The sequence below is a fragment of the Sphingobacterium sp. xlx-130 genome (genome assembly GCF_011007405.1).
Taxonomy (GTDB): domain Bacteria; phylum Bacteroidota; class Bacteroidia; order Sphingobacteriales; family Sphingobacteriaceae; genus Sphingobacterium; species Sphingobacterium luzhongxinii.
Genome location: NZ_WFKN01000004.1, coordinates 407653 through 422959 on the forward strand (window position 1 = coordinate 407653; position 15307 = coordinate 422959).

The window sequence follows — 15307 nt, forward strand, 5'->3', positions numbered from 1 at the left end:
GATGAATTCTGTGCTTGAATAGAGTTGTAATGAATTATAGAATCTTGTTGAAAATAGTTCTAGTTGAAACTTTTTAAATAATTGACCTTTTATATTATATAGTCAGTATTAATAGGGCTTTAACCGTGCAAAAATGACATTAAATAAGAGTTTTTTTTTGATTTGTAATAAAAAACACAATTGTTACACTTGTAAGTGATTGTTTTTTAGTTGATTGTGTTTTGGTTATGGTTGTTGTGACAATTAGCAGACTTTTTAACCTTTTTTTGCTTTCAAAAAGTTCTACATTTGCCAGTGTTAAATATAAATTAAAAAGATATGAAAAAATTTTTACTTACATTAACTGCTGTTGCAGGTTTGACTGCTGCTTCTCAAGCACAAGAATTTGGTTTTGAAAAAGGTAACTTCATCGTAGAAGGTAACTTTAACTCTTCAAATACTAACGATAAAGGAACAAAAGCTAAAACATCAGAATTTAACTTCAATCCTAAAGCTGGTTACTTCGTAACTGATAAAATCGCAGTTGGGGTTGATTTCGGTTTCGGTCAAGATAAAAAAACTACTTATGCAGGTGATATCAAAACTGTAGCTACAAATAAAAATTTTGGTGTTGGTGCTTTCGGTCGTTACTACTTCTTAGAAGTTGGTTCACGTTTTAAAACTTACACTGAAGTAGGTGTTGGTTACATGAATGAAAAAAATGGCGAAACTAAAGTAGGCGATGTTAAAACTGATGCAGCTAAATTCAATGGATTTGGTGCTAATGCAGGTATCGGCGCTAACTTCTTCTTAACAGAGAAAATTGCTGTAAACTTTGCTTTCGCTGATGTTGTTTCTTTCAACTCACGTAAAGCTGATGTGGATGGTGCTAAAGCATATACAGCTTTTAATACAAATGTAAACGTTTTCAATAACTTCTTTGATAACGCAACTTTCGGTTTGACTTTCAAATTCTAATTTGAATAGAAGTTCAAAAAATAGAAAGCCTCACATTTTGTGAGGCTTTTTTTATTATTTATGGATTTGTAGACCAAAGCGAAGCCGATTTAAGCATGGCTCTACGTGGTAATTTTAGATTGGCGACGATTAACTCTGCAAAGTCTTCCGGTTGTAGTACGGTTTCCGGGTTTCCGTCCGTTAAATTCAGTTCTTTGGACATATCTGACGCAATGGTACTCGGCATCAAGGTGCATACACGGATATTATTCTTACGTACTTCACGCATTAGGGAGTCCGAAAAACCAATAACACCAAATTTGGAAGCACTGTAAGCAGACGTCGTTGCTGCTCCGTTAACACCTGCTGTAGACGATACATTGATGATATCACCTTCATTTTTTTCGATTAACTGTGGGAGTATCGCTTTAGTGACATAATAGGTGCCCAATAGATTCGTTTCTACGATATCTTTCCAGGTGTTTGGGTCCATATCCAGAACAGATCCAAAGGCGGCTATACCTGCATTGTTTACCAGAATGTCGAATGTACCAAAGTCAGCGTTTAGTTCGGTTATGGCAGCAGTCACATTATCAAAATCAGCCACATCAAAGACCGCATAAGCCGCTTGTACACCTAGAGCAGTCAATTCAGAGACGGTCTCTTTCAATAGTTGTTCGTTCCTACCCGTGATGGCAACATTGATACCTTCTTTGGCAAATGCCAAGGCAGTAGCCTTTCCTAAACCTCTACCGCCACCGGTTATGAGCGCATTCTTTCCTTTTAAATTCTCCATATACAAAGCTACTTAATAAAACCAAAAAAGCCTTCTCTAATGAGAAGGCTTTTCTTTTTCAGTTACTGAAATCTATCACACTTTGATCTCAACTTCAACACCTGAAGGTAATTCTAATTTCATCAACGCATCAACTGTTTTTGAGTTTGATGAATAGATGTCTAACAATCTCTTGTAAGAACACAATTGGAATTGCTCACGTGCTTTTTTGTTAACGTGTGGTGAACGTAATACCGTATAGATTTTTTTCTCCGTAGGCAATGGAATAGGTCCACTAACAACTGCACCTGTAGGTTTTACTGTTTTTACGATTTTCTCAGCTGATTTGTCAACTAAATTGTAATCGTAAGATTTCAATTTGATTCTGATTCTTTGGCTCATTTTTTATTTATTTTTAAAGATGACCGCTGATTAGAGCTATTCGCAACCAGCGGTCGGTTTATTTTTATCTTAACTATTCTTCGATAGCTTTGATCTTACCTTTAGATTTTGCAATTACATCGTCTTGTACGTTACGAGGCGCCTCAGCATAGTGATCAAACTCCATTGTGGAAGTAGCACGTCCTGAAGTAATCGTACGTAATTGAGTAACGTAACCGAACATTTCTGAAAGAGGAACGATAGCTTTGATTACTTGAGCACCATTACGTGTATCAAGACCTTGCATCTGACCACGACGACGGTTCAAGTCACCCATTACATCACCCATATTCTCTTCCGGAGTTAATACTTCTACCTTCATGATAGGCTCCATCAATACTGGAGAACATTTAGGTAGTCCTTGGCGGTAAGCCATTTTTGCTGCCAATTCGAATGACAAAGCATCTGAATCGACTGCGTGGAATGAACCATCGATCAAACGAACTTTCATGCCTGATAAAGGGAAACCTGCTAAAACACCATTTTTCAATGACATCTCAAATCCTTTTTGAACAGAAGGGATGTATTCTTTAGGGATAGCACCACCTACGATTTCATTTACGAATTGAAGCGCTGATTTTGAAGTGTCATAATCTTCATCAATTGGAGAAATAACAACTTTGATATCCGCAAATTTACCACGACCACCCGATTGTTTTTTGTAAACTTCACGGTGTTCTGTGCTACCGTTGATAGACTCTTTGTAAGCTACCTGAGGAGCACCTTGGTTTACTTCAACTTTGAATTCACGTTTCAAACGGTCGATCAAGATATCTAAGTGAAGCTCACCCATACCAGAGATTACAGTTTGGCCAGTCTCTTCGTCTGTTTTAACGACGAATGTAGGATCCTCTTCTGCTAATTTACTTAAACCAATACCTAATTTATCAATATCAGCTTGAGTTTTAGGCTCGATAGCTAAACCGATAACCGGCTCTGGGAATTGCATAGACTCAAGAACAATAGGGTTCTTTTCATCACATAACGTGTCACCGGTTTTGATGTCTTTGAAACCAACAACAGCACCGATATCACCAGCACCGATACGTTCGATAGGGTTTTGCTTATTAGCATGCATTTGGAAGATACGGGAAATACGCTCTCTGTTTCCTGAACGGGTATTCAATACGTAAGAACCAGCTTCTAATACACCTGAATAAGCACGTACAAAGCATAAACGACCTACGAATGGGTCAGTAGCAATTTTGAAACCTAATGCTGCGAATGGCTCTGCTTCAGATGGTTTACGCTCGATTTCTTCACCTGTGTTAGGGTTAGTACCTTTTACCGCTTCGATATCAAGAGGTGAAGGCAATAACTCCATTACTAGGTCAAGCATGGTTTGTACACCTTTGTTTTTGAAAGATGAACCACATACCATAGGTACGATCGCGTTATCCAATACTGCTGCACGTAAAGCGTTCAAGATCTCACGCTCAGTCAATGAGTTTGGATCTTCGAAGAATTTCTCCATCAAAGACTCGTCATAAGAAGCTACTGCTTCTAATAACTTCTCACGGTACTCAGCTACTTCATCCAACATGTCTGCAGGGATTGGAACTTCTGTAAAGGTCATACCTTTATCAGCTTCATTCCACACCATACCGCGGTTGTTGATTAAGTCAACTACACCTTCGAAATCATCTTCAGCTCCGATTGGTAATTGTAAAGCAACAGCATTAGATCCTAACATGGATTTTACTTGGCCAACAACTTTTAAGAAATCAGCACCTGAACGGTCCATTTTGTTTACGAATCCAATACGAGGTACTTTGTAGCCATCCGCTAATCTCCAGTTGGTCTCTGATTGAGGCTCAACACCATCAACAGCAGAGAACAAGAAAACTAATCCGTCTAGTACACGCAATGAACGGTTTACCTCAACCGTGAAATCCACGTGTCCAGGAGTATCGATTACGTTTACTTGATATTTTTGATTACGGTAGTTCCAGAATACAGTTACAGCTGCAGAGGTGATCGTGATACCACGCTCTTGCTCTTGTGCCATCCAGTCAGTCGTAGCCGAACCCTCGTGTGTCTCTCCCAATTTGTGGTTTACACCAGAGTAGAATAAGATACGCTCTGTCGTGGTAGTTTTACCAGCATCGATGTGAGCAGCGATACCAATATTTCTAACTAATTTTAAATCTTTTGCCATTTTATTTTTGCAGTTTGCCTTGGAAGGCTGTTTAATTTTAACAGTTTAAATAAGTACACCGATCTCGATAACGATTTAAGTCTATTATCAAAGATCGGTGTAATCATATTTGTTTTGTCGTTTTCAAAATTAGAATCTGAAGTGTGAGAACGCTTTGTTAGCCTCAGCCATTTTGTGCGTATCTTCTTTCTTCTTAACAGCAGCACCTTCACCTTTAGAAGCTGAAATGATCTCTCCTGCTAATTTTTCGAACATAGTTTTCTCTCCGCGTTTGCGAGCGTAAGAAATTAACCATTTCATTCCTAAAGCGATTTTACGCTCTGGACGTACTTCCATAGGAACTTGGAAGTTGGCACCACCAACACGACGAGATTTAACCTCTACTGCAGGCATTACGTTGTTTAAAGCTTTTTTCCAAGCTTCCAACCCGTTCTCTTGTGTTTTTTGTTCTACTAATTCTACTGCATCGTAAAAAATTGAGTAAGCGATAGATTTTTTACCGTCAAACATCATATTGTTTACAAAACGTGTTACCTGAACGTCGTTAAACTTTGGATCAGGTAAAATGATTCTCTTTTTTGGTTTTGATTTTCTCATTTTTCTTTCCTCCGTTTAATTATTTCTTTTTGCCTTTTGCTGGAGCTGCAGCTGCTTGTCCTGGTTTAGGACGCTTAGTTCCATACTTAGAACGACGTTGGTTACGACCTGCTACACCTGAAGTATCTAATGCACCACGGATGATGTGGTAACGTACACCTGGTAAATCCTTAACACGACCACCACGAATCAATACGATCGAGTGCTCTTGTAAGTTGTGACCTTCTCCAGGGATGTAAGCGTTAACCTCTTTACCGTTTGTTAAACGTACACGAGCTACTTTACGCATTGCTGAGTTTGGTTTTTTAGGGGTAGTAGTATATACACGTGTACATACACCTCTTCGCTGTGGACATGAGTCCAACGCTGGCGACTTACTCTTGTCTACCAGAGCTACTCTACCTTTTCTAACTAATTGTTGAATAGTAGGCATTTACCTTTTTTTGTTTTTTAATTTGTAAAAATTAATTTTTTAAAGTCTGCAAAGATATAAAGAATATTTTGAACTCTAAATAGTTAGCTTTAAAATCTTTCAAAGATTTTGTTCACACAGGTTGTCTTTTGAAAATATAGCGGGGAGGGGGAGTCTTGTGATTCGATCAGCCTGTTAGATTTCGTGATTTCGTACATATAGCATGTATCCTGACTTAATATATGTTGGACTTTTTATTTGATATGTGTTTAATTACTTCGTGAACTCGCAAGCTCGGTTTGGTTTTCAATTGTCATCCACAAGCGGACAGATCCAAAGTATATGATGCATTATGTATTAACTGGCGTGCATTCCGCTTCGCGGTCATTGGTGTTTGTACAGTTCTGCTAAATGTATATATTTCATATGTGTGTGATTTGTTTTTGTAAAAGCCACATGGAATATCTAGATTATCTCCGATGAGCTCAAAAGATCGGTTGGTTTCAGCGGTGCTTATGCTTTTCTGTTACATGGATATTTCATAGGAAGGATCCAGCAGTTTTAGAAAATTTTGTAGCCATGGTCGGCAGCATTCCTGATCGAAAAATACATGAAACCATACCTTTCGCATTCCGTTTAGTTTTTTTGTAATAGGAGCAGCTTTTTTAGAGAACTTTTTTTGCGCAACTTAATACATGTCGTATGCGCTCGTATTCCTATCTTTAAAAACCAAAAGCAGGATCCGTACACATGCAAGAAAAACATACCGTAGTCTTACAACATATAATTTTATCGTCCTGTTCCGTATACGATCTGATGCGATATTTGGCTGCAGGTAGCACGGGGCTAGATCTAGACCGGTATGCCACCATTTATCCTTTGCATATCGATCTGAATGAAGGCTTGTTTACAAGAGAATCTGTGGATACGACTCCTCCAACAGTAGGGGTACTTCAAGAGGAATACACTTTGACATTAACCTGTACCTGTACTTCTATTTCTGATAAATTGTGCATTCATCAGCTCGAGGTTATCGATGCCGTATTGAGACAGGAGGATTACCGGATATTCTTTGATTCACGACTACGGGACAGTTGTTTCCGGTATTTGGCAAGGGATTATGGCTTAGATAAAGAAAAAGAGATGGATGCCTTTTTTTATTTGCAGTATGAAGCCGGCAAAACCAATGTTTATCCAAAAGAGAGAGGCTTACTTCGTATAGATAGGACATTTTACAAGAAAAATAATTTTGCCCGCACCAAGTCTAAACGAGATGTTGCCTCATTTTCAGCGGATAGTAAGAATTGGGTGTTAGTCTTGAGTAAACATCGGTTTTACGATCAGATGCAGTTTTTACTGTATGAGGTTTCTTTTTCGCAACACGGAAAATTGAGAAGCCCCATTACGGCTGTCGACTTGACTAGACAGATACTTGCAGAGACTAATGTCGCTCATCTTAAGTTCCTGACGGCGATGCTCAGTTTGCAGAGTCGCTTTGAAGGGGGAGGTAATGAAAGCGAAACGTTGGCGCTGAAAGTCATCGCATCAAATTCTTTGGATCTACCGGTATACTATCATGACAGGTCCAAATCCGACACCATATCTGCAAAAAGTTTGTTTCCTGTGAAACTAACCGCTGCTAGGCCTGAATTGCACTTATCTGTTTTACAGCGCGAATCTTACTATGAGATTAAAAGTGTACTTACCATTCTAGGGGTAGATTTGCCCATGTCGCAGTTGGTACTGAAGAATGCGTGTTTTATATTTTTTAAAGACCAATATATCTATGTCTCAGACCAAGATCTGTTACGTGTACTACGCTTTTTAAAAGAGCATGGTGATACATTGCTTATTCATACCAGTAAATATGAAACCTTTACCGCTCAATTTTTAGATCCTATTGAGGAGTACGTACAGATAGCTTATAATTATATCTATCAAGTGGCAGAAGAACTGACAACACAGCCTGATTATGACGTCCAAAAAATAATTTACCTCCAAAAAGAAGGTTTGTTCGTATCTATCACCCCTGTAGTTCGTTATGGAGATACAGAGGTCGCTGTATATTCCCGCAAGCAACTGTATGGTACCGACGAGATTGGCAGGCGTTTTAAAATCAATCGTGATACAGCGTTTGAAGAACAATTTACAGCATCGGTCTTGCTACAGCATCCCGATTTCGAAGAGCAGCTACAGGATCCGACATACTTCTATCTCTATAAAGATAAATTTTTTGACGAAAGTTGGTTTCTTTCAGCTTTCGGATATTGGCAACAGGAAGGGATAACTATTCTTGGATTTAGTGAACTTGGCGGACCGCGGATCAATCCTTATCAAGGTAAGGTTGATATCAAGGTCAATAGCGGTAAAAACTGGTTTAATGTCCATTTAAAAATAGATTTCGGAGGGCAGGTAGTCCAACTTCGGCATTTACAGCGAGCATTCAAAAATAAAAGCAAATTTGTCGAGCTGGGCGACGGTACGCGTGGCCTACTACCCGATGAATGGATAGCGAGGATAAGTCCCTATTTTAGCCTTGGGCATATCGAGAAGGAATTATTGCATATTCCTAAGGTGCGATTTTCCGAAGTAGCCGCACTTTTCGAACAGGAAGTATTAGCTTTAGAAACAAGAGAAGAGCTGCGCTCTTTTCAAGATAATTTTTTGAATGCGAATGAAATACCTGTAAATCCTATACCGATAGGGCTTAAAGCGACATTACGTGGGTATCAACATCGTGGGTTTGATTGGCTTTGCTTCTTAGATCGTTTTGGTTTTGGAGGCTGTCTCGCCGATGATATGGGACTGGGTAAGACGGTGCAGGTAATTACTTTTTTACTATATCTCAAAGATAAATATGGGCCACAGCCCCATCTTGTCGTAGTACCGACCTCCCTGCTGTTCAACTGGCAAGACGAAATCGCGCGATTTGCACCAGAACTTCGGGTAGGTTGTTATTCGGGGGGATCACGGCAGCGTATGGTACAGCACTTCGATACTTACGATGTTGTCTTGGTAAGTTATGGTGTTCTTTCTTCCGATATTCACTTGTTCAAGAAGAAAGCTTTTCACTATGTTATACTAGACGAAGCACAGTTGATCAAAAATCCCAATTCTGAACGATATAAAACAGTTTGCTTGTTGCGGTCGACCAATAGAATAGTATTGACGGGTACACCTGTCGAAAATAGTACCTTCGATATCTTTGGGTTATTTTCTTTTGCTTGCCCTGGTCTATTGGGAAACAAGCAGTTTTTCAAAGATACCTATGCTATTCCCATTGATCAGTTTGATTTTCAACGGCGGACAGTCGAATTGGAGCAACGTATCAAACCCTTTATGCTCCGACGTACCAAGAAACAAGTGGCCCAAGAATTGCCCGATAAGACAGAATCGATTATCTATTGTGAGATGGGAAATGCCCAACGTACTGTGTATACGAGCTACGAAGAAGAAATCCGAAGCTACCTCACAAAAACCAACCAAGATCTATTGGAAAAGGACCGACTCCATATTTTAGCGTTTCTGACCCGTCTGCGGCAGATCTGCAATTCTCCGGCATTGCTACAGGAGGGACATCCCACGGCGCATAGCGTTAAGATTGATATACTTGTCGAACAGATCCATAATAAAATGCGGGAGCATAAAATATTGGTATTTTCACAGTTCGTAGGTATGCTCGAGTTGATTAAAAACAGGTTGGATAAAGAACAAATCTCCTATACGTACCTTACGGGACAGACGCTCGATCGGAAATCTATTGTGGATGATTTTCAACAGAATAATTCGGTCAGGGTATTTCTGATCAGTCTAAAGGCAGGAGGCGTAGGACTCAATCTCACCGGAGCTGATTATGTATATCTGGTCGACCCTTGGTGGAACCCTGCTGTCGAACGCCAGGCTATAGACCGGAGCTACCGTATCGGGCAAGAAAAGAAGGTTACAGCAATACGTCTTATTTGTACCAATACGATCGAAGAGAAAATCGTTGATCTGCAACAGCGTAAACAACAGCTTGCAGGAGATTTGATTACGGCCGATAATAACTGGTTTGATACCTTGTCCAAGCAGGATCTGCTAGATTTGGTGAGCAGGACTAGCTAATCCCCGTAATTCTATAACACATTTTCCAAATCCTATAATAGGAATGAGGCATAATTGCTCAACTTTGTAATACTAAATAGAAATATTGTTATGCAAGTTGGACAATCCACACAAATAAAAAAATCGTACCCCGTGCTGCACATGAGTTGTGCCAGTTGTGCTTCGAGTGTCGAAAGCATGGCCCAGACGGTAGAAGGAATTATAGATGCATCCGTTAACTTTGCGACAGCAACTGTCACAGTAAATTTTGAACAAGGTAAGTCTGACCCCACCAAATTACAGAAGGCATTACAGGATATTGGTTTTGATATATTAGTCGAGGCTGAGGAGAAGCAACAAGAAATTTTAGACGAACTCCATGAAAAGAAATACAAGGGCTTAAAGACAAAAACAATTGGATCGATAGTATTGTCTTTGCCTGTAGTGATCATCGGGATGTTCTTCATGCATATGCCGTATGGCAATGAGATCATGCTGGTGTTTTCCACCCTTGTAGTTCTTTGGTTTGGAAAAGATTTCTTTATCAACGCCTGGAAGCAACTTCAACATAAAAAGGCAAATATGGATACACTTGTTGCGTTGAGTACAGGTATCGCGTATTTGTTTAGTATATTCAATATGCTGGCGAAGGACTACCTAATGGCACGAGGCATCGAGGCGCATGTCTATTTTGAGGCTGCTGCTGTTATTATTGCATTCATCTTATTGGGACGTCTTTTAGAAGAAAAAGCCAAAGGCAATACCTCGACCGCCATCAAGAAGTTGATGGGGTTACAGCCCAAAACCGTATTGGTGATATTACCCAACGGAGAGGAACAAGTCGTTCCTATTGAGCAGCTCATGATTGGCGATACGGTCTTGGTTAAACCAGGAGAAAAGATCGCCGTAGATGGCAAAGTCACGTCGGGCAGTTCCTTTGTCGACGAGAGTATGCTCAGCGGTGAGCCGGTACCCGTCGAGAAGAAAGAAGGGGAGTCGGTCTATGCCGGTACGATCAATCAAAAAGGTAGTTTTCAATTCCGTGCTGAAAAGGTCGGCAAAGATACCATGCTAGCGCAGATCATTCGTATGGTACAGAACGCACAGGGTTCTAAAGCCCCAGTGCAGAAGCTAGTCGATAAGATTGCTGCTGTATTTGTACCTATCGTGATGGGTATTGCTATTATCACCGCTATCCTTTGGGCTTTACTTGGTGGAGAGCATGCTTGGGTGATGGGGCTGATATCTGCTGTCACAGTATTGGTTATCGCCTGTCCATGTGCACTGGGACTAGCTACTCCAACAGCGATCATGGTCGGTGTAGGTAAAGCTGCAGAAAGTGGGATATTAATTAAGGATGCGGAGAGTTTACAGCTTTCCAAGAATATTACGGCTGTCGTCTTGGACAAGACCGGTACGATTACTGAAGGAAAACCAAAAGTTGTGGCAGAATACTGGAAGGTGAATGAAACACGGATTAAGCAGATCCTGTTTTCCATCGAGCGGCAGTCCGAACACCCGCTTGCTGATGCTGTGGTCCAACACTTGGAAGGATATACATCCTTAAGGTTAGATGGTTTTGAAAGTATTACTGGTAAAGGAGTACAGGCTACATTGGATGGAGAGATTTATCTAGTTGGTAACCCAAGCCTTCTGGCCGAGTACAAAATAGCTGTTCCCGAAGAAATCGTCGAAATGGCGACGTCTTGGGCAGATATGGCCCGGACGGTAATATGGTTTGCTTCTGATCGTGAAGTACTTGGTATTATGGCTATAGCCGATAAGGTCAAGGACACGTCGAAAAAAGCGATAAAGGAATTACAGAGCAAAGGAATCGAAGTATATATGATGACCGGTGACAACAATGCTACGGCTGGGGCGATTGCCAGACAAACCGGTATTAAGGATTATAAAGCAGAGGTATTGCCCCACCAGAAAGCGGAGTTCGTCAAGGAGCTACAGGCCAAGGGGTATGTCGTAGCGATGGTCGGCGACGGTATCAATGACAGTAGTGCATTGGCTACTGCCGATGTGAGTATTGCCATGGGCAAAGGGTCAGATATCGCAATGGATGTGGCTAAAATGACAATTATCTCGTCCGACCTGTTGAAGATCCCACAAGCCATAAAGATATCCAAACAGACCGTAGCTACGATCAAGCAAAACCTGTTTTGGGCCTTTATCTATAACTTAATCGGGATTCCATTAGCAGCGGGGCTACTGTTTCCGATCAATGGATTCCTGTTGAATCCGATGATCGCTGGAGCAGCCATGGCGCTAAGCAGTGTCAGTGTCGTCAGTAATAGCTTAAGACTAAAACTCAAGAAATAAGAATAGATTTTAATAACAATAAATAAGTATAATATGGAAACTCAAAAATTTCAATTCAAGACAAATATCAACTGTGGTGGCTGCGTTACAAAGGTAACTCCGCATTTAGACAAAGCCGAAGGTGTCGACTCCTGGGAAGTAGATATCGCCAATCGGGATAAGATTCTTACGGTTAACTCAGCGGGAAGCTCTGTCGAAGATATCATCCAGGTCGTCAAGGATGCCGGCTTCAATATCGAACAGGTAGAAGGATAAGGAGTAGGAAGAGGAGCTTTTTCAAGCTCCTCTTCCTTTTTTATGTTAATAATACGTATTGATCGGGTAATATTCTGTTATCGGGAATCCCAAAATGAGCGTAATTTTATTTTTTACGATAGAGACTAACCCAACATGTTGTATAATTCCAAATACCCATCTATAGGGGACTTGAAGAAAAAAGCCAAGTCCCGCATACCCAAGTTTGCATTCGATTATTTAGAAGGCGGATGCAATGAAGAACTCAATCTGCTACGCAACGAGAACGACTTTGATGATATTTTACTCCAGCCCCGCTATCTGCAGGAAGTAGGCAAGATCGATATGTCGGTGGAGCTTTTTGGGAGAAAATATAGTGCACCTTTCGGGATATCCCCAATAGGACTTCAAGGATTAATGTGGCCCAACGCTCCTGAAATATTGGCACGGGCGGCCGCGGAGCAAGATATTCCTTATACCTTAAGTACGGTGTCGACAGCCAGCATCGAACGGATTGCCGAGGTATCAAACGGTAAAGCCTGGTTTCAGCTGTATCACCCGACCGAAGATCGTCTTCGTGACGATATTTTAAGGCGACTGAAAGATGTAGAATGCCCCGTACTGGTAGTTTTGGTAGATGTGCCTTCCTTCGGGCTGCGCTATAGGGAAATCAAAAGCGGACTTTCCATGCCTCCAAAACTCAACCCATCCACCATCTTACAAGCCATGCGTTGTCCGACCTGGGGCATCAATACGTTACGCGCTGGTATTCCATCGTTTGCGACTTTAAAACCTTATATGGAGAAAGGTTTGGATCTGGCACAGTTGGGACAGTTTATGAACCGTACATTTACCGGTAAGGTGACTGTCGAGAAAATCAAAGCTATCCGCGATATCTGGAAGGGGCCATTGGTCCTGAAAGGAATAGCTACGGAACAAGATATGGAAGATGCGTTACATATCGGTGTGGATGGCGTTATCGTATCCAACCATGGTGGTAGGCAGCTGGATGCAGCAGAGTCTTCGTTACACTCCTTGATGCGATTGACCAGTAATGAGCGTTACCGTGACCGTATGACGATTATGCTCGATGGAGGTATTCGTTCGGGCGTAGATCTAGCGAGAGCGCACGCTGTAGGATCAGCCTTTAATTTTATGGGTAGGCCATTTATGTACGGTGTGGGGGCATTAGGCGATGAGGGAGGGAGACATACCATTAATCTTTTCAAAGCACAACTGTATCAATTGATGCAACAACTTAGTTTAGAGCGCGTAGAACAATTTTCCGAACGGCTGATTAAAAGATAATAACGTTTTTACGAAAAGGAGTTAACCTAGCCGATAATCGTACTTGCATTGTTTTTGAATATAATTTATATTTGACTCCCAATTGGTTGGGCCGGAGAAAGGTGGTAGAAGAGGTCAGTTAGTGGAGATACATAAATATGTTCAGCAGGAATAGTTTTAGTAGTGATTTGGAGGAACGGGAGCAGCTAGTGCTTTTGAAGAAAGGAAATTATGCTGCTTTCGATGCACTCTATACGGAATACAGCCCACGTATTTTAGGCCGGTTGATACGTCTTTTGGGCCATGAGGATACCGCCGAAGAACTTCTACAAGATCTTTTTCTTCGGGTCTGGGACAAAAAATCGCAGATAGATATTGACCAATCTTTTAAAGGATACCTATTTACGATCGCTCAAAATCTTGTTTATGACTATTTTAGAAAGCAGAGTTTAGATGAGCGCTATCGAGCTGAATTCGTGAAAACCTACTCGGAGTTCTACGGCCATATCGAAGAGGATATGGTGTTTAAACAGACCGAAGAACGTCTGATGAGTTCGATAGAAAAGCTGCCACCACAGTGTAAACAGGTATACATTCTTTTCAAGTTGGAAGGAAAAAGCTACGCTGAGATCAGTGCACTTTTAGGAATCAGTAAATCAACGATAAATAATCACCTGACCAAGGCAAATGCCATTTTAAAGAAAGAGTTTCCTTTCCTGTTTTTTTGGATCACGGTCGCCCTATTTAATTTCCTCAAGTAGTTTTTTACTTTTCCGAAAAAAAAGTAAAATTACAATAGGTACTTTTTAATACTTCTCCGTATAAGCTTATAAAAGGACCTAATCAGTTGAAACTAGAAACGAATATAAAAGAGTTATTTTCAAAATACCTCAGCGGACAGGCGTCTGCTCGTGAGCTTTTACAATTGTTGGATTATTTTCAAGAAGAAAGTGATTCAGGACAGTTGCGTGATCTTATTTTGGACGAACTGAGAGAAGAACGGGAGTTAGAAGTGACGAGTGATCAACGAGCTATTCTTGCAAGAGTTTCATTGGCGTTACACGATCGTATTCAACTGCCACGACAAAAAGTTCGCCGTTTATATTGGAGTTGGGGGGCTGCCGCTGTACTTCTGCTTGTTGGATTATGGGGTAGCTACTTATGGATGAATAACAATGACATTTTAGAGATGTCCGAGGAGCAGCTCGCTATACTACCGGGCGAAGATAAAGCGACATTGGTACTCCAAGATGGCAGTATCATTGCCCTAGATAGCAGTACCGATATTGAAGGTAAAGAAAGCTTGGTATTTAAAGATTCCAGCGGAATGTTGACTTTCAGTACGGCGAACTTGCCAACACAGGACAAAGGAGAAATACGTACAGTGCGTACACCAAAAGGAGGACAGTTTGCCGTTGTATTGGCCGATGGTACCAAAGTCTGGCTTAATGCAGAGTCTTCAATCACTTTTCCTACACAGTTTAAACCTAATACGAGAGAGGTCGATATCACGGGAGAAGCCTACTTTGAAGTCGCTAAACGGGAAGAGCAACCATTTATAGTTCAGACCAGAAAGCAGACGATCAAGGTACTGGGGACACATTTTAACGTGAATGCTTATCCCGAGCGTGGAGGAGTACAGACCAGTCTATTAGAGGGGCGTGTGGCAGTTACAGCAGGAGGGCGACAGATTTTCTTACGTCCGGGAGAGATGTCCGTATGGGACGAAAATAAAGGTGGGTTAAATGTTGAAAAGATCGTGGGTATGGAAAATCTTTTAGCTTGGAAAGAAGGAATGTTCAGTTTTGACAATAATACTATTACGGAGATCATGCAGACCCTTTCGAGATGGTACGATATCGATATCGCTTTCGAAAAAGCTGACTATAGCGATTGTGTATTTGACGGTATGGTACCCAAAAAGGAGAATATCGAACAGGTATTAAAAATACTGAGCGTATCTCAACAATTACATTTTGATATCAAAGGAAGAAAAGTAATCGTCTCTCGATTAAAAAGCAATAAAAACTAACAACAATATATTTTAAAACCT

General features: G+C 40.9%; 12 protein-coding genes. 7 read left to right on the forward strand and 5 right to left on the reverse strand.

Translation table 11 applies throughout. The features are described from left to right. Window positions 1-318 precede the first annotated feature (318 nt). Window positions 319-957 carry an outer membrane beta-barrel protein gene (locus tag G7B18_RS07905; RefSeq protein WP_164122304.1) on the forward strand — a complete coding sequence of 213 codons (639 nt, stop codon included), beginning with the start codon at window positions 319-321 and terminating at the stop codon, window positions 955-957. Window positions 958-1015: 58 nt separating this feature from the next. Here G7B18_RS07905 and G7B18_RS07910 read toward each other — a convergent pair whose 3' ends face one another. From G7B18_RS07910 to rpsL, 5 genes are all read right to left on the reverse strand, one after another. Then, entirely contained in the window at window positions 1016-1732 is a 717-nt protein-coding gene (locus tag G7B18_RS07910) for a 3-ketoacyl-ACP reductase (protein WP_164122305.1), read from the reverse strand. A 75-nt stretch (window positions 1733-1807) separates the two neighbouring features. Continuing rightward, window positions 1808-2113: a 30S ribosomal protein S10 gene (rpsJ, locus tag G7B18_RS07915; protein ID WP_013667229.1), complete on the reverse strand. Its 306-nt coding sequence runs from the start codon at window positions 2111-2113 to the stop codon at window positions 1808-1810. Window positions 2114-2186: 73 nt separating this feature from the next. After that, window positions 2187-4310 (reverse strand): elongation factor G, encoded by a 2124-nt coding sequence (gene fusA, locus G7B18_RS07920; protein WP_164108719.1) that lies wholly within the window; start codon window positions 4308-4310, stop codon window positions 2187-2189. Window positions 4311-4439: 129 nt separating this feature from the next. After that, window positions 4440-4907 (reverse strand): 30S ribosomal protein S7, encoded by a 468-nt coding sequence (rpsG, locus tag G7B18_RS07925; protein WP_022829265.1) that lies wholly within the window; start codon window positions 4905-4907, stop codon window positions 4440-4442. Between the two features lie 19 nt (window positions 4908-4926). After that, window positions 4927-5340, reverse strand: coding sequence for a 30S ribosomal protein S12 (gene rpsL / locus G7B18_RS07930; protein ID WP_002993550.1), 414 nt, complete (start codon window positions 5338-5340; stop codon window positions 4927-4929). 729 nt (window positions 5341-6069) lie between these two features. On the opposite strand from rpsL, the gene G7B18_RS07935 reads away from it, so the two are divergent. From G7B18_RS07935 to G7B18_RS07960, 6 genes are all read left to right on the forward strand, one after another. Beyond that, complete coding sequence (locus G7B18_RS07935; RefSeq protein WP_164122306.1) at window positions 6070-9423, forward strand: DEAD/DEAH box helicase; 3354 nt, start codon at window positions 6070-6072, stop codon at window positions 9421-9423. Window positions 9424-9513: 90 nt separating this feature from the next. Beyond that, entirely contained in the window at window positions 9514-11733 is a 2220-nt protein-coding gene (locus G7B18_RS07940; protein WP_164122307.1) for a heavy metal translocating P-type ATPase, read from the forward strand. 33 nt (window positions 11734-11766) lie between these two features. Further along, the gene (locus G7B18_RS07945; RefSeq protein ID WP_164108716.1) at window positions 11767-11988 is read left to right on the forward strand and encodes a heavy-metal-associated domain-containing protein; all 222 of its coding nucleotides are present in this window, start codon (window positions 11767-11769) and stop codon (window positions 11986-11988) included. Window positions 11989-12123: 135 nt separating this feature from the next. After that, entirely contained in the window at window positions 12124-13275 is a 1152-nt protein-coding gene (locus G7B18_RS07950; RefSeq protein ID WP_164108715.1) for an alpha-hydroxy acid oxidase, read from the forward strand. A gap of 137 nt (window positions 13276-13412) precedes the next feature. Beyond that, window positions 13413-14015: an RNA polymerase sigma factor gene (locus tag G7B18_RS07955; protein WP_164108714.1), complete on the forward strand. Its 603-nt coding sequence runs from the start codon at window positions 13413-13415 to the stop codon at window positions 14013-14015. Between the two features lie 86 nt (window positions 14016-14101). Then, window positions 14102-15286 (forward strand): FecR domain-containing protein, encoded by a 1185-nt coding sequence (locus G7B18_RS07960; protein ID WP_164108713.1) that lies wholly within the window; start codon window positions 14102-14104, stop codon window positions 15284-15286. The last annotated feature ends 21 nt before the right edge of the window (window positions 15287-15307 follow it).

Bases quoted from the DNA above. Each gene is read 5' to 3' on its own strand.
- G7B18_RS07905 (WP_164122304.1), top strand. From the start codon at position 319: ATGAAAAAATTTTTACTTACATTAACTGCTGTTGCAGGTTTGACTGCT.
- G7B18_RS07910 (WP_164122305.1), bottom strand. From the start codon at position 1,732: ATGGAGAATTTAAAAGGAAAGAATGCGCTCATAACCGGTGGCGGTAGA.
- rpsJ (WP_013667229.1), bottom strand. From the start codon at position 2,113: ATGAGCCAAAGAATCAGAATCAAATTGAAATCTTACGATTACAATTTA.
- fusA (WP_164108719.1), bottom strand. From the start codon at position 4,310: ATGGCAAAAGATTTAAAATTAGTTAGAAATATTGGTATCGCTGCTCAC.
- rpsG (WP_022829265.1), bottom strand. From the start codon at position 4,907: ATGAGAAAATCAAAACCAAAAAAGAGAATCATTTTACCTGATCCAAAG.
- rpsL (WP_002993550.1), bottom strand. From the start codon at position 5,340: ATGCCTACTATTCAACAATTAGTTAGAAAAGGTAGAGTAGCTCTGGTA.
- G7B18_RS07935 (WP_164122306.1), top strand. From the start codon at position 6,070: ATGCAAGAAAAACATACCGTAGTCTTACAACATATAATTTTATCGTCC.
- G7B18_RS07940 (WP_164122307.1), top strand. From the start codon at position 9,514: ATGCAAGTTGGACAATCCACACAAATAAAAAAATCGTACCCCGTGCTG.
- G7B18_RS07945 (WP_164108716.1), top strand. From the start codon at position 11,767: ATGGAAACTCAAAAATTTCAATTCAAGACAAATATCAACTGTGGTGGC.
- G7B18_RS07950 (WP_164108715.1), top strand. From the start codon at position 12,124: ATGTTGTATAATTCCAAATACCCATCTATAGGGGACTTGAAGAAAAAA.
- G7B18_RS07955 (WP_164108714.1), top strand. From the start codon at position 13,413: ATGTTCAGCAGGAATAGTTTTAGTAGTGATTTGGAGGAACGGGAGCAG.